Below are 24,481 nucleotides of genomic sequence, written 5' to 3'. Positions count from 1 at the left end.
CTGGGTCCACTAGGCCTCCTCCACCCTAAGGGCGTAGCCCTCTGCTTCGCGCAGAAAGCGCCTCCGCGCCAGCTGGGCGTACCGGGGCACCAGCTCCACCCCGATGGAGTTCCGCCCGTGCCGGGCAGCGGCGATGAGGGTGGTGCCCGTACCGGCGAAGGGGTCCAGCACCACGTCCCCCACGAAGCTGAACATGCGCACCAGCCTCTCCGCCAGCTCCAGGGGGAAGGGGGCGGGGTGGGCCTTGGTGCTCTCCCCGGGGATGTCGTCCCAGATCTGGCGGAACCACTTGGCAAAGAGGTCCCTGGGGATGCGGCTCAGCTCCCTTTGCTCGGGGGTGGGCCTGCGGTAGCCCCCGGGCTTCCTCTGCATCAGGATGTACTCCACCTCGGTCTTGATGATGGCCCCGGGCTCGTAGGGCTTGCCCAGGAAGAAGCCAGGGCGCTGGGCCTCGAGGGCCGCATTGGTATGCTTGTGCCAGAAGATGGGGTTGAGGTTGTCAAAGCCGATCCTGCGGCAACGCACCTGGATGTCCGCGTGCAGGGGGAAAACCAGGTGGCGCCCGAACCGCCTCCGGGCCACGGCCACATCCCCCACCACGATCACCAACCGCCCCCCCGGCGCCAGCACCCGGAAGACCTCCCGCCACACCCGGTCCAGCTCGTCCAAAAAAGCTTCGTAGTCCTGCACGTGTCCCAGCTGCCCAGGGGTTTCCTCGTAGCGTTTTAGGGTCCAGTAAGGGGGCGAGGTAAGCGCCAGATGCACCGAGGCCTCGGGAAGACCCTTCAAGACCTCGCGGGCATCCCCCACCAGCAGGCGGTGAGCGGTGGGAGGAGGCGCAAGGGCAGGCCCGTCCCGCCCCTCCTGGAAAAGGGGGTTCGGAAGCTCCCCCTCGGGGTCCAGGAGGTGCGGCGGCGTGGGCAGGCTCATTGGGCCTCAGTATACCGGGGGGCTTCCTGGAGGAAACCTTCCGGCCACCGCCCCCCCAGGGCCTCCCAGGCCTGGACCATATCCCCGGGCACCGGGGCCAGGAATTCCAGGATCCGCCCGGTGCGGGGGTGGGGGAAGCGGAGGGCGTAGGCGTGGAGGGCCTGCCGCCCGATGTGGGGGCTTTTCCTGCCGTAGACCTCGTCCCCCAGGATGGGGGCCTTGAGGTGCTTAAGGTGTACCCGGATCTGGTGGGTGCGGCCCGTGTGGGGCCGGGCCTCCACCAGGGCGTAGGGCCCGGCGGTGGCCAGCACCCGGAAGCGGGTCTCGGCGTAGCGGGGGGCGACGCCCCCTATGTGCATCCTGTGCCGCTCCACCGGGTGGCGGCCGATGGGGGCGACGAGGGTGCCCTCCCTGGGGTGCCCCTCGGTGATCGCCAGGTAGCGCTTCAGCACCAGGCGGTCCCGGAAGGCCTGGGCCAGGGCCTCGAGGGCCCCCTCGTGCTTGGCCACCACCAGAAGGCCGCTGGTGTCCTTGTCCAGGCGGTGGACGATGCCGGGGCGCACCTCCTCGGGCCGCTCCGCCCTAAGCCCCTCCTCCGGAAAGTGGCGCGCAAGGAGGGCGTTCACCACCGTGCCCGTGTAGACCCCGGGGGCGGGGTGGGTGAGGAGGCCCGGGGGCTTGTTGAGGACCAGGAGGTCCTCGTTCTCGTAGAGGACAGGGATGGGCAGGTCCTCGGGCACCACCAGGGGCCTTTCCTCCTTTGGGAAGACCACCACCTCCTCCCCCTTGAGGCGGTAGGCGGCCTTCTCCACCACCTTCTCCCCCACCCGCACCCGGCCCTGGGCGATCCACGCCTGGGCCCGGGCCCGGCTCACCCCGCAGGCCTCGGCCACCGCCTGGTCCAGGCGCACCCCCTCCGCGCGAAAGCGCACCACGCCCCCTATTGTAGGCGCCAAAGGGCAGGGATGGGCACAGCGTAGGATATGCCCCCCCAAGCTAGCACAGAGGTCGCCGAAAATAAACGGCTTTGCCGCAGAAAATCTGCGAGAAGCTCGCAGATTTTTCACGGCAAGAGAGGCTAGAAGCTATGCTCCTGCCCGGGGAAGACCCCCTCCCGCACCTCCCGCACGTACTGGCCCAGGGCCTCGAGGAAAAGCCGCTCCCCCTCCAGGTAGCGCTTGACGAAGCGGGGCTGGAACTCCCCGTAAAGCCCCAGCACGTCGTGGAAGACCAGGACCTGGGCGTCGGTGTGGGGCCCGGCCCCGATGCCGACGGTGTGCACGGCAAGCCGTTCCGTGATCTCCTTGGCCAGGAGGGCGGGCACCATCTCCAGGACCACCCCGTAGGCCCCCGCCGCCTCCAGGGCCAAGGCCCCCCTCAGGATGCGCTCCGCTTCCTCGGGGCGCTTCCCCTGAAGCTTGTAGCCCCCGAGGAGGCTTGCGGTCTGGGGGGTGAGGCCCATGTGGCCCAGGACCGGCACCCCGGCCCGGGTGAGGCCCTGGACGATCTCCGCCACCTCCTCGCCCCCCTCCAGCTTCACCGCGTCCGCCCCCCCCTCCTTGAGGAGGCGCTCCGCGGCGAAAAGGGCCCGGTCCAAGGTGGCGTAGGCGAGGTAGGGCAGGTCCGCCACCAAGAAGGTCTCCGGGGCGCCGCGCCTTGCCGCCTTGGTGTGGTGGAGCATCTCCTCCAGGGTCACGGGCACCGTGGAGGGGTAGCCCAGGACCACCATCCCCAAGGAGTCCCCCACCAGGATGGCGTCCACCCCCGCCCGCTCCGCCAGCCGGGCGCTGGGGTAGTCGTAGGCGGTGAGGTAGACGAGCCGCTTGCCCTTGGAGGTGCGAAACGCCTTCACCGTGCGCCTCATGGGGAAAGGCTATCATAAGGGGGCGTGGCGACCTCCCCTCGAGGACCCCAAGAGGACCTGGCCCTAAGGCCCAAGACCCTGGAGGAGTACATCGGCCAGGAGAGGCTGAAGCGCAAGCTCCGGGTGTACCTGGAGGCCGCCCGGGCCCGGGGGGAGCCCCTGGAGCACCTCCTCCTCTTCGGGCCCCCTGGCCTGGGCAAGACCACCCTGGCCCACGTGATCGCCTTTGAGCTCGGGGTGAACCTCCGGGTCACCTCGGGGCCGGCCATCGAAAAACCCGGGGACCTGGCCGCCATCCTGGCCAACTCCCTGGAGGAGGGAGACATCCTCTTCATCGACGAGATCCACCGCCTAAGCCGCCAGGCGGAGGAGCACCTCTACCCGGCCCTGGAGGACTTCAAGATGGACATCGTCATCGGCCAGGGGCCGGCGGCCCGCACCATCCGCCTGGAGCTTCCCCGCTTCACCCTGATCGGGGCCACCACCCGCCCCGGCCTGATAACCGCGCCCCTCAGAAGCCGCTTCGGCATCGTGGAGCACCTGGAGTACTACTCCCTGGAGGAACTCGCCCAAGGGGTGAAGCGGGACGCGGGGCTTCTGGGGGTGGGGATCACCGAGGAGGCGGCCCTGGAGATCGCCCGGCGTAGCCGCGGCACCATGCGCATCGCCAAAAGGCTCTTCCGGCGGGTGCGGGACTTCGCCCAGGTGGCTGGGGAGGAAATCATCACCGAGAAGCGCGCCCGGGAGGCCCTAAAGGCCCTGGGCCTGGACGAGCTGGGGCTAGAAAGGCGGGACCGGGAGATCCTCGAGGCCCTCATCCTCCGCTTCGGCGGGGGGCCCGTGGGCCTCCAGACCCTGGCCACCGCCCTGGCCGAGGACCCGGGCACCCTGGAGGAGGTGCACGAGCCCTACCTCATCCAGCAGGGCCTCCTCAAGCGCACCCCTCGGGGCCGGCTGGCCACGGAAAGGGCCTACCGCCACCTGGGCCTGCCCCCACCGGTGGAGCCCCTCCTCTAGATGCCCCCTTGAGCCAACGGACCGGCACAGGGGCTCGGGCACAAGGAAGCGGCCTCGCCCTTGCGCGGTGGGACGGGCCCAAGGCCTTGCGCCCCGGGGGGAAGCCTTGGAGAATGGGGGGCGTGATCCGGGCCACCCTGGAGGAGCTGGACCTAGGGGAGCTCCTGAAGGCCCTGGCCGCGGGCCGAAAGGGGGCGGTAGTGAGCCTGAAGGGGCGGATCCACGGCCGGGTCCACCTCCAGGGGGGCCGCATCCTCTACGCCCGCACCGAGCCGGGGCCCCACCTGGGGGAGTACCTGGTGCGCCTCGGCCACCTCTCCCTGGAGGAGGTTCAGGAGCTGGTGGAGCGCCAGGGGCGGGAAAACCCCGGCACCCCCTTGGGGGCCCTGGCCCTGGAGCTCGGCCTCGTCGGGGAGGAGGAGCTTAAAGAAGCCCTAGAAGCCCAGGTGCTGGAGGCTCTGGCCACCCTCTTGGGGGAAAAGGAAGGGGAGGTCCTGGCGGAGCCCCTCTCCGAGGGTAGCCAGGTGGCCCTGCCCCACACCCTGGAAACGGGGTGGGTCCTCATGGAGGCCGCCCGGCGCCTGGACGAGTGGCGGCGGGGCCAGGTGGACCCGGACGCGGTCTTCCACCTGGCGGAGGACCCCACCCGCCATCCCCTGCCCCCCGAGGCCTGGGCGGTGCTGGAACACCTGGACGGGGTGCGGCGGGCAAGGAGCGTGGCCCTCCTTTCCGGGCTCCCCGAGGAGGAGGTCTACCACCTCCTCCACGAGCTCAAGGGCCGGGGCCTGGTCCGCCCCTCCACCCTGCTCCTGGAGGACCCCCTGGTCCTGGTTCTGGCGGAAAGCGGGGTGGTGCGGAGGCTTCTCCTCTACCTCCTGGAGGCCCACCGCTTCCGCGTCCTGCTGGCCCGGGACCTGGAGATGGCCCTAAGGCTCCTCAAGGAGCGGCCCAAAGGCATCATCCTGCAAGGGGAAAGGCCCCTGGAGGCGGCCCGCAAGCTCCGGGCCCACCCGGCAGGGCGGCTCGCCTCCTTGTACCTGGTGAGCGAAACACCCCCCGGCCTCCTCTTCCGACCCCTAAGGGTTTTGCACCTGCCCAAGCCCCTTAGAGCCCAGGAGGTGCTAAGGGCCCTCGCTCCCTTACGGCGGGGAGGCTAAGCGTCCGCGCGCAGATGTTGCCCCACGGGGTGAAGGAGAAGAGGCCCGCGCTCCCTTACCTCTTGCTGGCAGGGCAAACTCCGTACGCAGCCTTTCATCCCGCTGAACCCCTCGCCCCTTCGCCCGGGGCGGAAGCCGTACCCGCCCTTTCACCGGGGCCCCCACCCGCAAAGTAGCCCTTCGGACCGACGAAGAAGTCAGGGTGGGGTGGTATCAGTTGGGCCGCCGGCCCTCCCGCAGGATGGCCCCCGCCCGCTCCCGGTAGGCCAGGAGGGCCTGGTGCCACTCGTCGCCGGGGTGGACGTAGGGCAAAACGGCCTCGGCCCGGGCCAGGATCTCCTCGGGAGAGCGGTAGCCCAGCTGGGCCAGGGTGTCCACCACCATCTCCTGGGCCCCCACCCACTCCCGGCTCCCCTCCTCGGCCACCTCCGCCGCCTTCCGGTAGTGGAGGAGGGCCTCCTCCAGGTGCATGAGGTCGTAGGCCACATGGCCCAGGATGAGCTCCCCGGCAGCCTCCACCCCCTCCTCTATGGCCGCCTTTGCCGCCTCCTCCGCCTCCCCATAGCGCCCCTGGCGGTAGAGGGCCTCGGCCAGGTCGGCCAGGGCCTGGGCCCGGTAGGGGTAGCCTTCCTCCCGGAGAAGGGCCTGAAGGTGGGCCTCCGCCTCCAGGTAAGCCCCCTGGTCCAGGGCGGCCACGGCCATCTCGTGGAGGACATGCCCCCGCTCCCCCCCCTCGGCCCGCCTGAGGGCCTCCTGGAAGGCGTCCATGCCCTCAGGGTAGCGGCCCAAGCGGAGGAGGATCTGCCCCTCCAGCAGAGGGGTGCCGTAGGCCTTGTGCCCCCCCTCCTCCTCCAGGCGCAAAGCCTCCCGCACCTCCTCCAGAGCCCGGTTGGGATTCTCCAGGAGGAGGTGGGCCCGGGCCAGGAGGTAGTGGCGGGTGGCGGCGTCCTCCACGGGCTCCTCCCCCACCGCCTCCGCCGCCTCCTCCAGGGCCAGAAGGGCCCTTTCCGCCTCCCCTGCCTCCAGCCACATGGCGGCAGCGTCCAGGAGGAGCCAGTACCGCTCTACCCCCAGGGCGAGCTCCGCCCCCCGCTCGTAGGCGAGGGCGGCCTCCGCGGGGTGGCCCAGGCGCTCCAGGGCCCGTCCCCTTAGCCCCTCCGCCCGCCAGGCCAGAAAGGCAGGGAGACCCTCCTTCAGGGTCCTCAGCACCTCCTCGAAGCGGCCCAGGTAAAAGAGGGCCTGGGCCTGGTGGTAGCGGGCCCGGGGATCTTCCGTGGGCAAGAAAAGGGGGAGGACCTCCCGCTCGTCCCGGCCCTCCTGGGCCAGGAGCTCCCCCAGGAGGGCGCGGTAGAGGGGATCGAGCTCCAGCCCCCCCAGCTCGTAGGCTTCCTCCAGGGCCCGGTGGGCCCGCTCCAACCCCTCCTCCCCGTAGAGGCTGTGGACCTCCGCCAGGAGAAGGAGGGCCTCCTTGGCCTCGGCCCTGGACCCGAAGAGGGCCTTGCGGGTGAGGCGCTCGATGGCGGTGTCGTAGTCCCCCTGGTGCAGGGCCTCGAGGACCCCCCTCATCGCGGCTAGAGGATACCACACCCCTCAGTCCTCTCACCCGCCAGGCGCTACCATAGGGCCAGGGAGGTAGACCTTGCCGCAGCGGATCAACCCTTTCACCCTCATCTTTTTGCTCCTTCTGGGCTATCTGGTCTATACCGCCTTTACCGGCCCTCCGGCCCCTACGGTCTCCTACACCGAGTTCCGGGAGCTGGTCCGGCAGGGGAAAGTGGCCGAGGTGACCCTGGAGGAAACCCGCCTCCAGGCCCTGCTCAAGGAGCCGGAGCGCTTTCCCACTCCGCAAGGGGGGAGCCAGGTGACCCGGCGCTTCACCGTGCCCCTGCCCCCGCCCGCCGTGGCGGACCGCGACCTCCTGCCCTTCCTGGAGGCCCAGGGGGTGAGGATCGTCACCAAGCCCCCTTCCCTCTGGCCGCAGGTCCTCCTCTACGTGGGCCCCACCCTACTTCTCATCCTCTTCTTCTTCTGGTTCTTCATGCGGGCCCAGGGCGGGGCGGGACAGGTGATGCAGTTCGGCCAGAGCCGGGCCAAGCTCTACGGCAAGGAGAAGCAGGTCTCCACCACCTTCAAGGACGTGGCCGGGCACGAGGAGGCCAAGCGGGAGCTCATGGAGGTGGTGGACTTCCTCAAGGACCCCAAGAAGTACCTGGATCTGGGGGCGGAAATCCCCAAAGGGGTCCTCCTGGTGGGCCCCCCGGGCACCGGCAAAACCCTGCTGGCCCGGGCGGTGGCGGGAGAGGCCGGGGTGCCCTTCTTCTCCGTCTCCGCCAGCGAGTTCATGGAGATGTTCGTGGGGGTAGGGGCCAGCCGGGTGCGGAGCCTCTTCGAGGACGCCCGGAGGAACGCCCCCAGCATCATCTTCATCGACGAGCTGGACTCCATCGGCCGCAAGCGGGGCGCGGGGATCGGCGGGGGGCATGACGAAAGGGAGCAGACCCTGAACCAGATCCTCTCGGAGATGGACGGTTTCGAGAAGGACACCTCGGTGATCGTCCTGGCCGCCACCAACCGCCCGGATATCCTGGACCCCGCCCTCCTGCGCCCCGGGCGCTTCGACCGCCAGGTGGTGGTGGGGCTGCCCTCCCTGGAGGAGAGGAAGGAAATCCTCCTGGTCCACATGCGGAAAAAGCCCGTGGACGAGGGGGTAGACCCCCTGGAGCTCGCCCACCTCACGCCGGGCTTCTCCGGGGCCGACCTCAAGAACCTGGTGAACGAGGCCGCCCTCTTGGCCGCCCGGGAAGGGGCCAAGCGGATCCGCAAGGACCACTTCCAGAAGGCCCTGGACAAGATCGTCCTGGGACTGGAGCGGCCCACCCTGAAGCTTTCGGAGGAGGAAAGGCGGGCGGTGGCCTACCACGAGGCGGGGCACGCGGTGGTGGGGGAGGTCCTGCCCCACGCGGACAAGACGGAGAAGGTCTCCATCGTGCCCCGGGGGATGGCCCTGGGGGCCAGGTGGAGCAAGCCGGAAGAGCGGGTCTTGGTCTCCCGGGAGCACCTCATGGACGAGCTCTCCGTCCTCCTGGCGGGCCGGGCGGCGGAGGAGCTCTTCACCGGCACCGTGACCACCGGGGCCCAGGACGACTTCAAGCGGGCCACGGCCCTGGCCAAGCGCATGGTCCTGGACTGGGGCATGGGGGCCCACTTCCGGAACATCGCCTGGGGCTCGGATTCGGGGCCGGTCTTCCTGGGGGAGGAGATCGCCAAGAAGAAGGACCACTCCGAGGAGACCGCCCGCCTCATCGACCAGGACATCCGCGCTATCCTGGACGAGGCCTACGAGCGGGCCCAAGGGGTGCTCCGGGAGCACCAGGAGGCCATGCACCGGATCGCCGAGGAGCTCCTGCGGGAGGAGACCATCCCCGGGGAAAGGGTGCGGGCCATCCTCAAGGAGGCGGAGGAGGCCCAGCCCGTGCAGCGGGCGGCCGAGGAGTAGCTCAGCAAAGGGCCGGCAGACACCTCCTGGCCTCTTCCAGCCGGGCCCTCCTCTCCTCCTCCCCCCAGCCCAGGAGGGGGGCCATCAGGTCCACCACCCGGGGCAGGGCCGCTTCCGCCCCCTTCTGGTCCAGGAGGGCCAGGCCCAGCCTGCGGGCCAGGACGTCCAGAGGCTTCCTGGCGAGCTCCGCCCGCACCGCCCAGGCCACCTCCCCCTCCAGGTAGGGAAGCCCGGGGAGGAGGGGCCTCTCCCCCAGGGCGGCCACCCGGGGGGCCAGGGCGCCGTAGGTGGCCCAGAGGTGCTCCACCACCTCCTTCGGGAGGGGAAGAGCCGGCCTCGGCCCCGAGCCCACGAGGGGGGTGCGGTGGCTTTCCGAGGGGGGAAGGGAAAGGGAGAGGTCCCGGGCCAGGCGCTCCAGGAGGTCCAGGGCCATGAGGCGGAAGGTGGTCCACTTGCCCCCGGTGAGGGTGTAGAGGCCCCGCTCCTCCAGGATGAGGTGGTCCCGCACCAGAAGCCTCGTCTCCCCCTGCCCCACCAGGGGCCTCAGGCCGGCCCAGGCCGCCCGCACCCGGCCCGAGAGGTCCCCCAGGTAGGGCCTCACCTCCTCCAGGAGGTAGGCCACCTCCTCCTCCCGGGGCAGGGGGCAGGCCGCGGCCTCGGCGGGGAGGTCGGTGGTGCCCAGGAGGGCCTTCCCCCGGTAGGGGAGGAGGAAGAGGACCCGGCCATCCCGGGTCCTGGGCAGGAGGAGGCCCACCTGCAAGGGGTAGTCCAGGACCAGGTGGGCCCCGGAAGAGGGGGTGAGCAGGGGGGGCAGGTGGGGGTCCAGGAGATGGCGCACCCGGTCCGCCTGGGGGCCGGCGGCGTTCACCACCGCCTTGGCGTAGACCTCCACCTCCTTCCCCGTGAGCCGGTCCCGCACCGCCGCCCCCTGCACCCTTCCCCCCTTCCGGAGGAAGCCCGTAGCCTCCGCGTGGTTCAGGGCCACCGCCCCCCGCTCAAGAGCGGAGAGGACCAGGGCCAGGTTCAGGCGGTGGTCGGCGAACTGCCCGTCCCAATAGAGCACGCCCCCCAGGGTGGGGGGCAGGTCGGGGAAGAGGGCCCGCACCTCCTTGGGAGGAGCGTAGCGGCTTGGGGCCAGTTGCCTCCTTCCCGCCAACAGGTCGTAGAGCTTGAGGCCGAGCCCATAGTAGGGGAGCTCCAGGGGGCGGAAGAGGGGGGTGAGGAGGGGGAGGGGGCGGGCCAGGTGGGGGGCGAGGTCCAGGACCACCCTCCTTTCCCTCAGGGCGTCCGCCACCAGCCTCAGCTGGCGGCGGTCCCGGCGCCTTACCGCCAGCTCCAGGTAGCGCACCCCCCCGTGGAGGAGCTTGGTGGAGCGGCTGCTGGTGCCCGAGGCGAAGTCCCCGGCCTCCACCAAGGCGGCCCGCAGGCCCCTCAGGGTAGCCTCCCACAACACCCCGGCCCCCGTGGCCCCGCCCCCGATCACCAGGAGGTCCAGGGGCTCCTTGAGGTGTTCCCAGAGCTCCTCCCGGCTTGGGGTCATCCCTCCTCCCTCGCCCAGCCCAAAGTCCGCTCCACCGCCCGCCGCCAGCCTTGGTGCAGGGCCTGCCTCCGTTCCAGGGACATACGGGGAGGGAAGGAAGCTTCCAGGATCCAAGCCCCCTTCACCCCCTCCAGGTCCAAAGCTCCCGCCCCCACCCCCGCCATCAGGGCCGCCCCCAGGGCGGTGGTCTCCGTGACCTCGGGTCTCAGGACCGGCACCCCCAGGAGGTCCGCCTGGATCTGCAGGAAGAGGTCGTTCCGGACCATACCCCCGTCCACCCGCAGCTCCTTGAGGGCCACCCCCGCCGCCTCCATGGCCTGCGCCACATCCCGCACCTGGAAGGCCACCCCCTCCAGGGCCGCCCGGGCCAGGTGGGCCCAGGTGGTCCCCCGGGTAAGGCCCAAAATCGCCCCCCGGGCGTGGGGGTCCCAGTAGGGGGCCCCCAGGCCGGTGAAGGCGGGGACCAGGTACACACCCCCTGAGTCCGCCACCTCCCGGGCCAGGGCCTCCACCTCGGCGCTCTCCCGGATGAGCCCCAGGCCGTCCCGGAGCCACCCCACCACCGCCCCCGCCATGAAGACGCTCCCCTCCAGGGCGTAGGTGGGCTTCCCCGAGAGGCTCCAGGCCACCGTGGCCAGGAGGCCCCCGGGCGAGGCCACGGGGGCTTCTCCCGCGTTCAGGAGGAGGAAGGCCCCGGTGCCGTAGGTGCACTTCCCCTGGCCCACCTCCAGGGCCCCCTGGCCGAAGAGGGCCGCCTGCTGGTCCCCCAGCACCCCGCGGATGGGGATGGGGGCTCCCAAAAGCTCGGAAAGGGTTTCCCCGAAGTCCCCGTCCGAGGGGCGCACCTCGGGGAGCATAGCCCCAGGAATGCGCAGAAGGTTTAGAAGTTCCTCGTCCCAGGACAGGGTGTGCAGGTTAAAAAACAAGGTGCGGCTGGCGTTTGTGGGATCCGTGGCGTACACCCGCCCCCCGGTGAGGCGGTAGAGGAGCCAGGTGTCCACGGTGCCGAAGAGGGCCTCGCCCCGCTCAGCCCTCTCCCTTAGCCCGGGGACGTTCTCCAGGAGCCAGCGGAGCTTGGTGCCGGAGAAGTAGGGGTCCAAAAGAAGCCCGGTGCGTTCCCGGAAGAGGGGCTCCAGCCCCTCCTCCTTGAGCTCCTGGCACAGGGGGGCGGTGCGCCGGTCCTGCCAGACGATGGCGTTATGGAGGGGCCGTCCCGTGGCCCTCTCCCAGACCAGGGTGGTCTCCCGCTGGTTGGCGATCCCTATGGCCGCCACCGCCTCCGGCCCCACGCCCGCCTCCTTTAGGGCCTCCCGGGCCGCCCAGAGCTGGCTCTCCCAGATCTCCAGGGGGTCGTGCTCCACCCAGCCGGGCCTGGGGTAGAGCTGGCGGAAGGGCCGCTGCGCCAGGGCTACCGGCTCCCCCCGGAGGGTGAAGAGGAAGGCCCGGCTGCTGGTGGTGCCTTGGTCCAGGGCGAGGAGACACTTCATAAGGCCTCCCGAAGCCGCCTGGCGGTCTCCTCCGGCAGGGCGTCCACCACGAAGGTGCCCGCCCCGAGCTCCGTGCCCGCCAGGAACTTGAGCTTGTCCCCGGTCCGCTTGGGAGGATAGAACTCCACGTGGAAGTGGAAGGTGCGCTCCTCCCCCAAGGGGGCGGCGTGGAAGACCATCACGTAGGGGAAGGGCTCGCCAAAGAGAGCGTCGTAGCGGGCCACCACCCGGCCAAGAAGCCTCGCGAAGGCGGCCATCTCCCCCTCGGAGAAGGTCCAGGGCCCCGGGTGGCGCTCCAGAGGGGCCACCCAGACCTCAAAGGGGTAGCGGGCGAAGGGGGGGACGAAGGCCAGGAAGCCCTCCTCCCCGTCCACCCGGTAGGGCTCCAGGTGGGGGAAAAGCTCCAGGAGCACGGGCCTTTCCCGGAAGGCCTCGCTTTCCCGCTCCAGCAGGGGGGGCACGAAGGGGTAGGCGTAGATCTGCCCGTGGGGGTGGTGCAGGGTCACCCCCACCGCCTCCCCCCGGTTCTCGAAGGGCATGACGAAGCGCACCCCCTCGAGGGCGTAGAGGGCCCGGTACCGGTCCCGCCAGACCCAGGCCAAAAGGAGCCTCGCCTCCTCCGGGAGGGTGGCCAGGCTTCCCGTGTGGCTTGGGGTGTAGACCACCACCTCCGCGCGGCCCAAGGCCCTTCCCACCGGGACGGGAAGCCCCTCAGGGGGCGGGGGCGGGTCGGGGAGGAAGGAGGGAAAGCGGTTCTGGAAGACCGCCACCTGGAAGGTGGGGAAGGGGATCTCCGTGGGGAAGCCCCCCTCCCGGCCGGGGCACAAGGGGCAGTGGGCCTCGGGGGGCAGGAAGGTGCGCTCCTGGCGGTGGGGGGCGTAGACCACCCATTCCCGCCGCAAGGGGTGGTAGCGGAGGTGGGGGGCAGGGGCGAAGGCCTCCTGGAGCTCGGCTAGAGGAGGCTCCTCCAAAGGCTTCAGGCCGTAAAGGATGAGCTCCCGCCCGTCGGGCTTCTGGTGGTGGCGCCTATAGAACGGGCCCATAGTCCAAAACCTCCTCCCCCACCTGGAAGCGGTGGGGGCCAAGAGGCTTTACCCTCTGGTCCTGGCTCAGGAAGGCGAAAAGCCGTTCCCGCTCCTCGGGGGTAAGCCAGGAGGGCGGGTCGGAGGTGGCCTTGAAGCCGGTGAGGTGGGCCATGCCCTCCTGCAGGCGCCGTTCCTCCTCCCGCAGGAGGGCGAAGCGGTTGCGGAAATAGACCACGTCGGGGTCCACCTGGACGTTTTCCCCAAGCCACAAGCGGTGGAAGGTGGTGCGGATGGCGTTCCTAAGCCCCGGCCCCGTGGGGTCATGGAGCCATAGGGTCCGGTCCTCGTTGTCCCAGTAGGGGGCCGCGTCCGGCCCCACCCTGAGCCCATCGGCAAGCCCTAAGGAGGCCAGGATGGGAGCCCCGCAGAAAAGCAGGTAGGCATCCCCTGCCTCCTCGCGGATCCGCTCCATGGCCCTCCGGTACCGCCCCTCCCCCTCGGCCCCGGGGAGGGCGGCGGCGTAGAGGAAGTCCAGCTTCAGGTAGTCGTACCCCCAGGCTCGCACCTCGCGCACCAAGCCCGCCACATGGTCCAAAACCTCCTCGTTGCCCGAATCCAGGGCGTAGAGGGGCTTCCCCCAGTTGAACCCCGCGGGAAGGGGCCTCCCCTCCCCGTCCCGCAGGAGCCACTCGGGGCGCTCCCGGTAGAGGGGGCTTTCCGCCGTCACCAGGAAGGGGGCGAGCCACAGCCCCGCCCGCAGGCCCTTCTCCCGGATCCTCTCCGCCAAAAAGGCCATGCCCCGGGGGAAGCGCCCGTTGGCCTCCCAGTCCCCCAGGGCCCGCTGCCAGCCGTCGTCCACCTGGAAAACCTCAAAGGGAAGCCCCGCCACCTCCTCCAGCACCTGGAGGAGCAGGGCCTCGCCGATCTCGGTGAAGAAGCTGTACCAGGAGCACCAGACCCTGGGGGGCCTGCCGGAAAGCCGCCTGGGGAGGAGGCGGGCGTAGGCGGCGAAGACCTCCGCCTCCGGGCCGTAGGCCAAAAACCAGCGCCCCTCCCCGGAGGCGTACCGGCCCAGGAGGAGGTCCTCCCGGCCCAAAACCCTGGCCCCCAGGTCCAAGGCCCCCAGGAGGAGGACCTCCCCCCCGGGGGCGCGCAGGGCCCCCAGGCCGCTCCCCCACCAGGCCCCCGCCTCCAGGAGGAAGGGGTCGTCCGCCTGGGGACGGCGCTCCTCCGGGAGGAGGGGCTTGGGGGGCTCCCTGGGGTCCACCCAGGCCGCCAGGCTCCAGCTCTGCCAGCCGTGGCGGAAGAAGGCCTCCCCCCGGAAGGGGGGAAAGGCCCGCACCTCCCCTCCCCGGAGGAGGTAATCCCCGGGAAGGGGCTCCAGGGCCCCCGCCTGGAGGGGCACCTCGAGGCCCCCAAACCGCGCCCGCATACCCCACCTCCAGGGGATTTTAACCCCTGGCCCCGTAGGGAAAGCGCCGCCCCAGGGCGAGGGCCAAAAGGGCCGCCAGGCAGGGGAGGACCCCCATGAGGAAGCGGAAGGCGGCCTCGGGGTTGGGCCCTGGGCTTTCCCCGCTCACGTAGCCGAACAGGGGGGTGAGGAGGGCGAAGGCCCCCGCCTGCAGGGGGCCGGAGAGGCGGTTGATGAAGCCGTAGACGCTGTAGTACACCCCTTCCCGCCGCCTGCCTGTGGCCCTCGCGTCCCGGTCGATGACCTCGGCCAGGAGCACATCCCCCAGGACCAGGACCCCCCCGAACCCCGCCCCCACCACCACCCCCACGGGGAGGGCCTGGGCGAGGCTTTGGGGGAAGAGGAGGAGGAAGGCCCCCAAGGCCAGCAGGCCCAGGGCCCAAAGCCAGGCCCGCTTGGGGCCTAAGGCCCCGGCCAGCCGGGCCCAGAGGAAGACCGAGGGCAAAGCGGCGAGGAGCACCGCCCCGAAGAGGAGGGCGGTGGCCTCGGGCCCCAGGCCCAGGGCGTACTTGGCGTAAAAGGGCATGGCCGCGGCGAAAAGCCCCACAGCGAAGAAGAAGAAAAGGGCGGCCAGGGAATAGACCCAAAAGGCCCGGTTCAGGAGGGTGTGGCGGAAGGCGGGGAGGAGGGGGAGGGGCTCGGGGCGGCGGGCCTCGGGGTCCTCCCGCACGGAGAGGAGGAAGAGGAGGACCAAAAGCCCCCCTAAGGCCCCGTAAAGGAGGGCCATCCCGGAAAAGCCGAGGGCGGTGTAGGCCAGGGGGGTGAGGGCGATGCTCACCGCCAGGCCCACGAAGTAGAAGGCCTGGCGCCAGGCGTTGGCCCTGGCCCGCGCCCCCTCCCCCCGGAAGAGCTCGGGGAAGAGGGCGGCGTGGTTCACCCAGGTGAGGGCGGCGAAGGTTTCGAAGAAGAGGATCACCCCAAGGCAGTACCAGAAGAGGGCCGCCCCCTGCCGGAAGGCCTCGGGGACGCTGAAGGTGAGGTAGAAGGCGAGGAGGAGGAAGGGGAGGCCGAGGAAAAGCCAGGGCCGCCTGCGGCCCCAGGGGGTCCTGGTGCGGTCGGAGAGGTAGCCGAAAAGGGGGTCGTTCACCGCATCCCACACGGAAAAGACGAGGCGGGCCAGGGCAAAGGCGCCGGCGGCCAGGCCCAGGTGGTCCAGGTAGTAGAAGGCCAGGTAGGTGCCGAAGGCCTGCCCCGGCAGGGTGAGGCCCAGGGCGCCCAGGGCATAGGCCAGGTGAGGAAGGATCACCAGGCGGCCTCCACCGGGACCAGGGGCTCCAGGTAGGCCACCTCCAGGGCGTGGCGGGACCAGAGCCTTTCCCCCTCGTACGCCTCCCCCACCAGGCGGTAGCGCCCCGGGGGCAGCCCCCTCAGGGCCTCCTGCACCGGGAGGAAGCGGGCCTGGAGGGGGAGGGGGCTTTCCCAGAGCTCCCCCAGGCTGAAAAGCCGCCGCACCTCCCCGGGGGCCAGGCGCACCTCCTCCTCCAAAAGCTCCAGGGCCTTTGGCCCCTCGAGGCGGAGGCGCACCCAGAGGCTTGCCGGCCTCTCCAGGTCGCTTACGAGCCAGGCCTCCCGCAAAGGGGGTCCTCCCACCTCCACCTCCTCCCGGTAGGGCACCAGGGAGAGGAGGACGGGGCTAGAGGCCTCCTTCAGGGCGTAAAAGCCCCTCTTGGGCACCCTTTCCACGTCCAGGACCGCCCAGGTGATCCCCTCCCAGGGCTCCACGAACAGGAACTGGAAGTAGCCCACCACCCGCCCCTTGCCCCGCCGGTAGGCGTGGACGGCGAACTCCAGGAGCTTCGCCTGATAAGCCTGGGAGTTTTCCACAAACTCCTCCAGGGACGCCCCCAGCGCCACCCCCGCCACCCGGAAGGTCTCGTGGGGCTGGAAGTTGTGGTAGGCCCAGGCCTCCCACCGGGGGGGCCAGGCGGCCTCCCCCAACACCCGCCTCAAGAGCTCCGCCCGGGGCAGGGCCTGGGCCCCGAACTCGGAAGGGAGAGGCGCCCCGGGAAGGGCCAGGAAGTCCCGCAGGTGCCCCCAGTACCAGCCGGGGTAGGGGTGCTCGCGGAAGTCCGAGGCCGCCTTCACGGGCCGGGTGGGGTCCTGGGCCCGGATCTCCGCCGCCAGGAGGGGACCCAGGGCGTGGCGGTTGTGGGTGGGCTCGTTCTGGGCGCACCAGAGGTAAAGGGAGGGGTGGGCCCCCAGGTGCTCCACCATGGCCCGCACCTGGCGCAGGGCCTCCCCCGCGAAGGCCTCGTCGGCGGCGTAACCCCACTGCAGGGGAAAGTCCTGCCAGACCAAAACCCCCTCCCGGTCGCAGGCCCGGTAGAAGGCGGGGTGGGTCACGTGGGCGTGGACCCGCACCGCGTTGAGGTTGGCCTCCTTGAGGAGGGCCACGTCCCTTTGGGCCAGGTCCTGGGTGTAGCCCGCAAGCCACTGGGTGGGGATGTGGTTGGTGCCCCGGAGGAAGAGCCTCTTGCCGTTCAGGAGGAGCCAGCCCTCAGGGTCCAGCTCCACGGTGCGGAAGCCCAGGGGGGCGCTGAGCCTGGCCCCCAAAAGCTCCGCCTCGAGGCGGAAGAGGTGAGGAAAGCCCCGCTCCCACACCTCCCAAAGGGGCATGGCGGGCAGGTCCCACACCACCTCCCGCCAGGCCCTCCCCGCCTCCCCTTCCAGGAGGGCCTCCCGCTCCCGGGCCTCCCCCGGGAAGTTCTCCGGGAGAAGCCTTAGGCTTAGGGGCTCCCGGAAGGCCCTGGGGGCATCCACCAGGAGCCGCACCAGAAGCCGCCACCCCCCGGGCCGGGGGTGGAGGCGGTGGCTGAGCCCGAGCAGAGCCACCTCCTCGCGGAAGAGCACCTCCACCCCGCCCCAAAGCCCCCCCGTGCCCCGCTCCTGGCCCCGGGGGCCGTTCCCCCCAGGGCGGCAGTCGTGCTGGCCCAAAACCCCCTTGATCTGCCGCTTGAACCGGGGCCAGACCCCCAGGGGCTCCTTGGGGGCGGAAACCCGGAGGAGGAGCTCGCGCCCGGGGGGAAGCTCCAAGAGCCAGGGGAAGAAGTACCCCTCGTGCCGCCCCAGGGGAACGCCCTCCACCCAGGCCTCCTGGTAGTAGTCCCCGAAGGCGCGGAGGAAACGCCTAGCCCCCCCCTCGGGAAGGGCCAGGCGGTACCAGCCCACCTCCGCCTCCACCCCCTCCAGGCTCCACTGGTGGGGGAGGGCCACCTCCCGCCACCCCGCCTGGGGCAGGCCTTCCGGCCCCGCCGCCCCGTGCGCCAGAAACCAAGCCCGCTCCAGCCGCACCTCCATACGCCCTCCTCTCCCAAGGGCCCTCCTAAGGGCCCTTCACCTCCAAGAAGGCCTCCCGGAAGGGGGGGAGGCGGACACCCCCTGCGTCGGCGGGGTACGCCTTCCCCTCCACCCAAGCCCCCAGGAGCCTCTTGCCGAAAAGCCGCAGGCCCACCCCCTCCCAGGGCCAGGGGTACGCCCCCTCCCCCTCCCAGAGGAGGCGGTAGCCCCCCGGAACGGGGAGGAGGCGGAAGCGGTCCCGCCGGTGGGGGCCTTCCCCTTCCCCCTCATCCCAGTACACCTCCCCCTCCGCCCCCTCGGGCCCGGGGTAGAGGTGGAGGGCGAGGCCCGCCCCCTCCAGGAGGGGCAGGAGGCTTCCTGAGCGCACCAGGAGGGGGATGCGGTCCAGGGGGGCAGGGAGCCGGACCCAGGCCGGCCCCTCCAGGAGCCCGTCCTCCCCCCAGGGGTACCAGCCCCCCGGGGGCAGGGGCACCTCCTTGGCCCGGGCCCCCGCCTCGAGGACCGGGGCCACCAGGAGGGCCTCCCCCAGGAAGAAGGCCTCTTCCCCATAGGGCCCCCCGGCGAGGAAAAGGGGCCTCAGGAGGAGCCTCCCCTCCCGGGCGGCCCGCCAGGCCAGGGTGTAGAGGTAGGGGAGGAGGGCTTCCCTCAGGGCCATGGCCCAGCGCACCCCCAAAAGCACCTCCTCCCCGAAGCGCCAGGGCTCCCGGGGCCGGGTCCAGCGGGCGGAGTGCAGGCGGAAGAAGGGGGTGAGGGCCGCAAGCTGGAACCAGCGCAGATAAAGCTCGGGGGGAGGGTTCCCGCTGAAGCCCCCGATGTCCGAGCCCACGAAGGGCACCCCGGAAAGGGAAAGCCCGAGGAGGGCCCGCAGGGTGGTCCTTAGGCCCTCCCAGGTGCTCTCCACGTCCCCCGTCCAGGCCCAGGCGTAGCGCTGAACCCCGGCGAAACCCGCGCGGGTGAGGAGGAAGGGCCGGACCCCAGGGGCATGGCGCCGGAACCCCTCCCAGGCCGCGCGGGCCATGAGGAGGCCGTAGAGGTTGTGGGCCAGGCGGTGGTCCCCCCCTTGCCCCTCCAGGCGGTGGCGCACGGAGGGGGGGAAGGTGGGCTCCCCCCAGGCGGCGAAGAGGGCGGGCTCGTTCATGTCCAGCCAGAAGCCGGAAACCCCCATCCCCAAAAAGGCCGCGAGCTTCCCCCCCCACCAGGCCCGCACCCCGGGGTCGGTGAAGTCGGGGAAGGCGGCGGGCCCCGGCCAGACCGGCCCCCGGAAGACCGCCCCCGAGGGGAGGCGGCAGAAGACCCCCTCCCTCAGGCCCTCCTCGTAAAGGGGAAAGCCCCTTTCCGCCTTCACCCCGGGGTCCAGGATGACCACGGTGCGCACCCCCTCCTTCCGGAAGCCCCCCACCATCCCCGGGAGGTCGGGGAAGCGCCCCTCGTCCACGGTGAAGACCCGGTAGCCCCGCATGTGGTCGATGTCCAGGTGGACCGCCCTAAGGGGCAGGCCCCGCCCCAGAAAGCCCGCCACCGCCTCCTCCACCGCCTTCCGGGTGGGGAGGCCCCAGCGGGCGTAGTGGAAACCCAGGGCCCAACGGGGGGGCAAGGGGGGTAGGCCGGTGAGGCGGAGGTAGCGGGCCAGGGCCGCCTCCAGGGGCCCCGGGAGGAGGTAGTAGCGGAAAGGCCCCCCCAGGAAGGCCACCACCCCCTCCTCCCCCTGGAGGTCCACCCAGCCCTCCGCGGGGTTCTCGTAGAAGGCCAGGTACCCCCCGCCCCCGGGGAGGAGGGAGAGCCATAGGGGCACGGAGAGGTAGAGGGGGTCCTCCCCCGGGCCGTAGCTCCCCCCGGGGTCCCGGTTCCAGAGCCGGTAGACCCCGCCCCGGCGGTCCAGGGGAGAGGCCCTCTCCCCCAGGCCCAGGACCCGCTCCCCGGGGCGCAGGGCCACCCGGTGGCGCCAGGCGGGCCCGGCCCGCTCGGGGTAGGCCTCCCGCCGCAGCACCTCCCCCTGGGGGTCCCGGAGCTCCAGCCCCTCCTCCCCCACCCAGAGGGCCATCCGCGGGGTGCGGAGGAGGCGGCCCCCCTCGAGGCGCTGGGGCTCCCAGGGGGTGGGGGCCTCGGCCAGGGGGTAGGGAGGCACCTCCTCCCCCGGGGACCAGGCCAGGCGGAGGAGGTCCTCCCCCAGGAAGACCGCCTCCAAGGCCGCCTCGGGGAAGCGCACCCGCACCCCCCCGGGGACGGGCTCCAGGCCTACGGGGGGACCCACCCCCTGCCAAGGGGAAAGGGGCCCCCGGGGGGTGAGCCGGTCCCGCCCCCAGGCGTAGGCCACCGCCTGGAGGAGGGCCTTTGGGCCCAGGAGGACCGCCATCCCCAAAGCGCTCCAAAGCTTTCTCGCCACGCCCCGCATCCGCCACCCCTACTCGGCCAAAAGCCGCCGGGCCTCGCACCCCTCGAGGAGGGCCCGCACCCCCTCGGGGGGCACCTTGGGCCTCCGCCAGAAGTCCAGAAGGCCGTTTTCCTCCTGGAAGGTGTCGTAGAGCTGGGTGTAGCAGAACCCCGCCAGGCGGCTGGCGCAGGCGGCCTCCAGGTAGCGGAGGACCTCGGCCAAAAAGGCCTCCTCCCCCTCGGCCTCCCGGTACCCCCAGCCCGGGGTGGGGGCCCTGAGGCGGAGCCCCCCGAACTCCGAGAGGAAGGGCCGCACCCCCGGGGGGAACCCCTCTCCCCGAAGGAGAAGGGGGCGGCCCATGGGGGCCTCGGGGAAGGGCTCCCGGGCGTAGCGGCGCCGGAGGACCTCCGGGGGGGCGTAGTCGTGGACGGTGAGGAGGTGGGAAGGGCCGTGCTCCCAGCCGTCGTTGTCCACCAGGACCCGGGTGGGGTCCAGGGCCCGGGCCAGGAGGAAGGCCCCCCGGAGGAAGGCCCGGCTGGCCTCCGTCCAGGGGGTGAGCCCCCAGCTCTCGTTGAAGAGGATCCAGGCCACCAGGCTGGGGTGGTTGGCGTACCGCTCCAGGGCGGGGACGAGCTCCGCCAGGTAGCGCCGGGCGGCCTTGGGGGAGAAGCGGAAGAAGCTCGGCATCTCCATGAAGACCAGAAGCCCCAGCCGGTCCGCCAGGTGGAGGTACCGGGGGTCTTCCAGCTTCTGGTGCTTGCGCACCCCGTTGAAGCCCATGGCCTTGGCGAGCTCCAGGTCCCGCCGCAAGGCCTCCGGCCCCGGGGGGGCCAGGTGCCCCTCGGGCCAGAGCCCCTGGTCCAGGGCCAGCTTGGGGAGGTAGGGCTCCCCGTTGAGGAAGAAAACCCCCCGCCGGGCCGCGACCTCCCGCAAACCCCCGTAGCTGTAGGCCTCGTCCAAGAGGCGCCTTCCCCCCAGGAGGCGCAGGCGGAGGCCGAAGAGGACGGGGCGCTCCGGCCGCCAGAGGGAAGCCTCCGGGTCCCCCCTTCCGGGGAGCCCCAGAAAGCCCCGGGCCACCCCCCCGAGGAGGGGGAAGCGGGCCTGGGCCAGGGGGGCCTCCCCCGGCCCCAACCCCGGGAAGAGGGCCACCTCCACCGCCTCCCCCTCCCCCACCGCCTGGACCTCCAGGTGGAAGCCCAAGGCCTTCAGGTCCGGGGTGAGGCGGAGGGCCTCCAGGCGGCTTTCCGGCACCCACTCCAGCCAGACGGGCTGCCACACCCCCGTGGTCCGGGGGTAGAAGGTGCCCTCAGGCTCCCCCAGGGCCTGCTTGCCCCGGGGCTTCTCGGGGTCCAGGGGGTCGTCCTCCGCTCGGAGGAGGAGCTCCAGGGGGCCTCCCAGGAAGGGGGTGAGGTCCAGGCGGAAGGGGGTGTGCCCCCCCTCGTGCTCCAGGACCCGGGCCCCGTTCAGGAAGAGCTCCGCGCGGTAGTCCACCGCCCCGAAGTGGAGGAAAAGCCGCCATCCGGGCCGGGGCCTGGGCCGCAACACCTTCCGGTACCAGCAGGCCTCCACGAAGGCCGCCCCCACCCCGCTCCCCGGGGCCTCCGGGGGGAAGGGGAGGCGGATCCTCCGGTGGAAGCGCACCCTTCCGGGCCCTTCCGCCCCGCTCAGGGCGAAGCCCCAAAGGCCCTCCAGGCTCCGCCAGCCCGGCCTCTGCAGGGTGGGCCGGGGGTGGTTCGGGTCCAGGCGCATGCCCGCCTCCCTCACGCCCGCACCTCGTCCGGGAAAAGGGCGGCCAGGGCGTAGGCCAGGAGGATGGCCGCCCCCGGGATCACCGCCACCAGGAAGCGGAAGGCGAGCCCCGGGTTGGGCCCCGGGTCCTCCCCGCTCACATAGCCGAAAAGGGGCCCGAGGAGGGCGAAGGAAAGCCCCACCAGGGCCCCCGAGGCCCGGCCGAAGAGGCCCACCAGGCTGTAGTAGGCCCCCTCCCGCCTCGTGCCCGTCCTCTCCGCGTCCAGGTCGATGACCTTGGCCATCACCACCTCCCCTGTGACCCTCACCCCGGCGAAGCCCACCCCCACCAAAGCCCCCACCAGGAGGGCGGGGAGAAGGCCCTGGGGCAGGAAGAGGAGCAGGGCGGCGAGCCCCATGAGGAGGTGGGCGAGCCGCCAGGCCCGCTTGCCCCCCAGGGCCCCCGCCAGCCAGCCCCAGAGGAAAACCGAGGGCAGGGCCACCAGGAAGACGGCGGCGAAGAGGAAGGCGGTGGCCCCCTCGGGCAGGCCCAGGCTGTAGGTGGCGTAGAAGGCCATCCCCGTCTGGATCACCATCCGCCCGAACTCGAAGAGGAGGCCCACCAGGGCCACCACCAGAAAGGCGCGGTTCCCCAGGACCAGGCGGAAGGAGGGGAGGAGGCCGAGGCCGCTTCCCGCCTTGGGGTCCTCCCGGATCCCAGGGAGGAAGAGGAGAAAGGCCAGGAGGGCGAGCCCGGCGAAGAGGAGGGCCATCCCCAAGAAGTCCACCCGGGCGAACAGGAGGGGGGCGAGGGCGATGCCCAGGAGGAGGCCGAAGAGCTCCGTGCCCCGCCTAAGGGCCGCGGCCCTAGCCCTTTCGGCCAGGGAGCGGAACATCTCCGGGAAGAGGGCCCCGTAGTTCACCCAGACCAGGGTGGCCGCCCCCTCGTAGAGGAAGACCGCCAGGAGGAAGTAATAGGGGAGGACCTGGGGGCTTCGCGCCCACTCGGGAACCCCGAAGGCCAGGAGGTAGGCGAGGAGGAAGAGGGGAAGGCCCCAAAGGAGCCAGGGCCGCCTGCGGCCCCAGGGGGTCCTGGTGCGGTCGGAGAGGTGGCCGAAGAGGGGGTCGTTTACCGCGTCCCACAGGGCGTAAAGGGTGCGGCCCAGGGCGTAGAGGGCGGCGGAGAGGCCGAGCCTTTCCAGGTAGAAGAAGGCCACATAGGTGCCGAAGCTCTCCGAGACCAGGGTGAGGCCCAGCTGCCCCGAGGCGTAGCGCCAGGGCCTCATAGGGCCTCCCGGATGGCCCCCCAGGTGAGGGGGTGGAACTCGGCGAGAATCCGGCGCACCTCGGGGTGGGCCAGGGCGAAGTAGTCCGCCTCCCGCGTCCGCCAGTCGGGCAGGGCCCGGCCCTCGGGGGTGGGGAGGGCGCTGTGATGGAGGAGCTGGTAAAGCCCCGGGGGCAGGGCGGCGAGGCCCAGGTAGAAGCCGAGCCGCTCCTCCGGGGGGAGGCCGTAGGGGTCCAGGAGGCGGACCCTGGGGAAGGGGGCCTGGGCCAGCAGCCGCTCCAGGTCCGGGAGGAAGAGGGGGGGCACCCCGAGGCCCTCGAGGCTTTGGGGAAGGAGGGGGGGCAGGCGGTAGGCCTGGGCCAGGCGCAGGTAGACCTCCGCCAGGTCCGGGCGGAGCACCGCCCCCTGGTGGGCGTCCAGGTGGGTGGGCCGGAAGAGCCTAGAGGCTGCCTCAATCTGGGCCTTCAGCTCCCGCTCCACCTCCTCCGCCCGCGCCCTCTGCCAAAGCGCCTCCAAGGAGGCGGGGAAATATCCGGCCTCGTCCCTAAGGCTTTCCCCCCCCGTGAGGGGGCGCATCCGGGGGGCGGGCCACTCGCTGGTGAGGGTGAGGTGCACCCCCAGGTCCTCGCCCCGCACCGCCCCCGCCCAGGCCCCCGGCACCATCACGCTCCCCGTGGGAAAGCCCAGGGCCTGGTAGGCCCCGTTTTGCGCGTGGGAAAGGCCCAGGTCGTCGTGGTGCAGGAGGAGGACCCGCCGCCCCCCAAGGCCTAACCGCTCCAAAAGGTCCATGGGACCTCCTTTCCCTTCCCGGCCCCATTCTAAGGGGGAAGGGCGGGGGCGGGCTACGCCAGGGCCAGCTCCACCAGGCGCCTGAGGAGCTGGGGATAGGGTAGCCCCCCGGCGGCGAAGAGCCTGGGGTACATGCTGGTGGGGGTGAAGCCGGGGAGGGTGTTCACCTCGTTCAGGTACACCTCCCCCTCGAGGAGGAAGAAGTCCACCCGGGCCAGGCCGCGGATGCCCAGGAGCCGGTAGGCCTTCAGGGCCAGCTCCTGAACCGTCTCCTGGGTACCGGGATCCAGGGGCGCGGGGACGAGGAGCTCGGCCCTCCCCGGGGTGTACTTGGTCTCGTAGTCGTAGAAGGGGCCCCGGTAGCGCACCTCCCCCACGGGACTTGCCTCCCCGAAGACGTTCCCCAAAACCCCCACCTCCAGCTCCCGCACCCCCGGAAGGGCCTTCTCCACCACCGCCTTCCCGTCGTGGCGGAAGGCCTCGGCCAGGGCCGCCTCCAGCTCCCCGTACCCCTCTACCCGGCGGATGCCGATGCTGGAGCCGGTGTTGGCGGGCTTGACGAAGAAGGGGGGGTCAAAGGGGACCAGGGGAGCCTCCCCAGGGTAAAGGGCCACCCAGGGCACCACCGGCACCCCCGCCTGGGCCAGAACCCGCTTGGAGAGGTCCTTGTCCATGCACAGGGCGCTGGCCGCCACCCCCGCCCCCACATAGGGCTTGCCCAAAAGCTCCAGGAAACCCTGGACGGTACCGTCCTCCCCCCACCTCCCGTGGAGGAGGGGGAAGACCACCCCGTAGCGGTCCCAGTCCAGGGGCGGGGGAAAGGGGTGTTCCCCCTTGGGGGCCGCCCCCGCCTTCAAGGCCTCCCGGGCCCTTTCCCCAAGAAGCCAGCGTCCATCCTTGGCGATGACGGCCAGCTCCGTGGGGAAGGGGATGTGCTCCAGGACCCCCTTGGCGGAGGAGAGGGAGACCTCGTGCTCGGGGCTCCTTCCCCCGGCCAGGAGGAGGACCTCAGGGCCCTGCATGC

At 71.6% G+C, this 24,481-nt stretch carries 18 protein-coding genes; 3 read left to right on the top strand and 15 right to left on the bottom strand.

Translation table 11 applies throughout. The features are described from left to right. Positions 1–9: 9 nt before the first annotated feature. From ETP66_RS01745 to panB, 3 genes are all read right to left on the bottom strand, one after another. Positions 10–930: a DNA-methyltransferase gene (locus tag ETP66_RS01745; protein WP_130840038.1), complete on the bottom strand. Its 921-nt coding sequence runs from the start codon at positions 928–930 to the stop codon at positions 10–12. After that, positions 927–1,865 (bottom strand): RluA family pseudouridine synthase, encoded by a 939-nt coding sequence (locus ETP66_RS01740; RefSeq protein WP_130840036.1) that lies wholly within the window; start codon positions 1,863–1,865, stop codon positions 927–929. The genes ETP66_RS01745 and ETP66_RS01740 overlap by 4 nt, the downstream gene beginning before the upstream one ends. 143 nt (positions 1,866–2,008) lie before the next feature. Next, positions 2,009–2,794, bottom strand: coding sequence for a 3-methyl-2-oxobutanoate hydroxymethyltransferase (gene panB / locus ETP66_RS01735; RefSeq protein ID WP_130840034.1), 786 nt, complete (start codon positions 2,792–2,794; stop codon positions 2,009–2,011). A 24-nt stretch (positions 2,795–2,818) separates the two neighbouring features. Here panB and ruvB point away from each other — a divergent pair, with 24 nt between their 5' ends. Both ruvB and ETP66_RS01725 read left to right on the top strand, forming a co-directional pair. Next, positions 2,819–3,811, top strand: coding sequence for a Holliday junction branch migration DNA helicase RuvB (gene ruvB / locus ETP66_RS01730; RefSeq protein ID WP_130840032.1), 993 nt, complete (start codon positions 2,819–2,821; stop codon positions 3,809–3,811). 122 nt (positions 3,812–3,933) lie between these two features. Then, positions 3,934–4,968 (top strand): DUF4388 domain-containing protein, encoded by a 1,035-nt coding sequence (locus ETP66_RS01725; RefSeq protein ID WP_130840030.1) that lies wholly within the window; start codon positions 3,934–3,936, stop codon positions 4,966–4,968. 213 nt (positions 4,969–5,181) lie between these two features. Here the strand turns inward: ETP66_RS01725 and ETP66_RS01720 are convergent, their stop codons facing one another. Continuing rightward, positions 5,182–6,534: a tetratricopeptide repeat protein gene (locus tag ETP66_RS01720; RefSeq protein WP_130840028.1), complete on the bottom strand. Its 1,353-nt coding sequence runs from the start codon at positions 6,532–6,534 to the stop codon at positions 5,182–5,184. A 73-nt stretch (positions 6,535–6,607) separates the two neighbouring features. Between ETP66_RS01720 and ftsH the strand changes: the two genes are divergently transcribed. Continuing rightward, entirely contained in the window at positions 6,608–8,464 is a 1,857-nt protein-coding gene (ftsH, locus tag ETP66_RS01715; protein ID WP_130840026.1) for an ATP-dependent zinc metalloprotease FtsH, read from the top strand. A gap of 1 nt (position 8,465) precedes the next feature. Here the strand turns inward: ftsH and ETP66_RS01710 are convergent, their stop codons facing one another. Genes ETP66_RS01710 through ddl form a run of 11 tightly spaced genes read right to left on the bottom strand, consistent with a single transcriptional unit; the run spans position 8,466 to position 24,479 of the window. Then, positions 8,466–10,004, bottom strand: coding sequence for a glycerol-3-phosphate dehydrogenase/oxidase (locus tag ETP66_RS01710; protein WP_130840024.1), 1,539 nt, complete (start codon positions 10,002–10,004; stop codon positions 8,466–8,468). Beyond that, positions 10,001–11,491 (bottom strand): glycerol kinase GlpK, encoded by a 1,491-nt coding sequence (glpK, locus tag ETP66_RS01705; protein WP_130840022.1) that lies wholly within the window; start codon positions 11,489–11,491, stop codon positions 10,001–10,003. Before glpK ends, ETP66_RS01710 begins: the two co-directional genes overlap by 4 nt. Further along, complete coding sequence (gene galT / locus ETP66_RS01700; RefSeq protein ID WP_130840020.1) at positions 11,488–12,534, bottom strand: galactose-1-phosphate uridylyltransferase; 1,047 nt, start codon at positions 12,532–12,534, stop codon at positions 11,488–11,490. The genes glpK and galT overlap by 4 nt, the downstream gene beginning before the upstream one ends. Next, entirely contained in the window at positions 12,518–13,948 is a 1,431-nt protein-coding gene (locus ETP66_RS12355) for a glycoside hydrolase family 36 protein (RefSeq protein ID WP_130840018.1), read from the bottom strand. Before ETP66_RS12355 ends, galT begins: the two co-directional genes overlap by 17 nt. Positions 13,949–13,967: 19 nt before the next feature. After that, entirely contained in the window at positions 13,968–15,230 is a 1,263-nt protein-coding gene (locus ETP66_RS01690) for an MFS transporter (protein ID WP_130840466.1), read from the bottom strand. Further along, positions 15,230–17,284 carry a glycoside hydrolase family 2 TIM barrel-domain containing protein gene (locus tag ETP66_RS01685; RefSeq protein ID WP_430731870.1) on the bottom strand — a complete coding sequence of 685 codons (2,055 nt, stop codon included), beginning with the start codon at positions 17,282–17,284 and terminating at the stop codon, positions 15,230–15,232. The genes ETP66_RS01690 and ETP66_RS01685 overlap by 1 nt, the downstream gene beginning before the upstream one ends. A gap of 25 nt (positions 17,285–17,309) precedes the next feature. Continuing rightward, a complete protein-coding gene (locus ETP66_RS01680; protein ID WP_201738443.1) occupies positions 17,310–19,676 on the bottom strand; it encodes a glycoside hydrolase family 31 protein in 2,367 nt (788 codons plus the stop codon). Between the two features lie 9 nt (positions 19,677–19,685). Continuing rightward, positions 19,686–21,404 carry a glycoside hydrolase family 2 protein gene (locus ETP66_RS01675; RefSeq protein WP_130840016.1) on the bottom strand — a complete coding sequence of 573 codons (1,719 nt, stop codon included), beginning with the start codon at positions 21,402–21,404 and terminating at the stop codon, positions 19,686–19,688. Between the two features lie 11 nt (positions 21,405–21,415). Continuing rightward, positions 21,416–22,669 (bottom strand): MFS transporter, encoded by a 1,254-nt coding sequence (locus tag ETP66_RS01670; protein ID WP_130840014.1) that lies wholly within the window; start codon positions 22,667–22,669, stop codon positions 21,416–21,418. Further along, positions 22,666–23,457 (bottom strand): carbohydrate deacetylase, encoded by a 792-nt coding sequence (locus ETP66_RS01665; protein WP_130840013.1) that lies wholly within the window; start codon positions 23,455–23,457, stop codon positions 22,666–22,668. Before ETP66_RS01665 ends, ETP66_RS01670 begins: the two co-directional genes overlap by 4 nt. A gap of 53 nt (positions 23,458–23,510) precedes the next feature. Next, positions 23,511–24,479 carry a D-alanine--D-alanine ligase gene (ddl, locus tag ETP66_RS01660; protein WP_130840011.1) on the bottom strand — a complete coding sequence of 323 codons (969 nt, stop codon included), beginning with the start codon at positions 24,477–24,479 and terminating at the stop codon, positions 23,511–23,513. Positions 24,480–24,481 lie beyond the last annotated feature (2 nt).

This window comes from Thermus thermamylovorans (assembly GCF_004307015.1).
In the GTDB taxonomy this organism is placed as follows: Bacteria; Deinococcota; Deinococci; order Deinococcales; family Thermaceae; genus Thermus; species Thermus thermamylovorans.
This window is presented reverse-complemented; position numbering and strand designations above follow the sequence as displayed.

Coding starts and splice junctions, on each gene's coding strand:
- ETP66_RS01675 (WP_130840016.1), bottom strand. CDS start 21,404: ATGCGCCTGGACCCGAACCACCCCCGGCCCACCCTGCAGAGGCCGGGC.
- ETP66_RS01745 (WP_130840038.1), bottom strand. CDS start 930: ATGAGCCTGCCCACGCCGCCGCACCTCCTGGACCCCGAGGGGGAGCTT.
- ETP66_RS01720 (WP_130840028.1), bottom strand. CDS start 6,534: ATGAGGGGGGTCCTCGAGGCCCTGCACCAGGGGGACTACGACACCGCC.
- galT (WP_130840020.1), bottom strand. CDS start 12,534: ATGGGCCCGTTCTATAGGCGCCACCACCAGAAGCCCGACGGGCGGGAG.
- ETP66_RS01680 (WP_201738443.1), bottom strand. CDS start 19,676: ATGCGGGGCGTGGCGAGAAAGCTTTGGAGCGCTTTGGGGATGGCGGTC.
- panB (WP_130840034.1), bottom strand. CDS start 2,794: ATGAGGCGCACGGTGAAGGCGTTTCGCACCTCCAAGGGCAAGCGGCTC.
- ETP66_RS01670 (WP_130840014.1), bottom strand. CDS start 22,669: ATGAGGCCCTGGCGCTACGCCTCGGGGCAGCTGGGCCTCACCCTGGTC.
- ETP66_RS12355 (WP_130840018.1), bottom strand. CDS start 13,948: ATGCGGGCGCGGTTTGGGGGCCTCGAGGTGCCCCTCCAGGCGGGGGCC.
- ddl (WP_130840011.1), bottom strand. CDS start 24,479: ATGCAGGGCCCTGAGGTCCTCCTCCTGGCCGGGGGAAGGAGCCCCGAG.
- glpK (WP_130840022.1), bottom strand. CDS start 11,491: ATGAAGTGTCTCCTCGCCCTGGACCAAGGCACCACCAGCAGCCGGGCC.
- ETP66_RS01685 (WP_430731870.1), bottom strand. CDS start 17,284: ATGGAGGTGCGGCTGGAGCGGGCTTGGTTTCTGGCGCACGGGGCGGCG.
- ETP66_RS01710 (WP_130840024.1), bottom strand. CDS start 10,004: ATGACCCCAAGCCGGGAGGAGCTCTGGGAACACCTCAAGGAGCCCCTG.
- ETP66_RS01665 (WP_130840013.1), bottom strand. CDS start 23,457: ATGGACCTTTTGGAGCGGTTAGGCCTTGGGGGGCGGCGGGTCCTCCTC.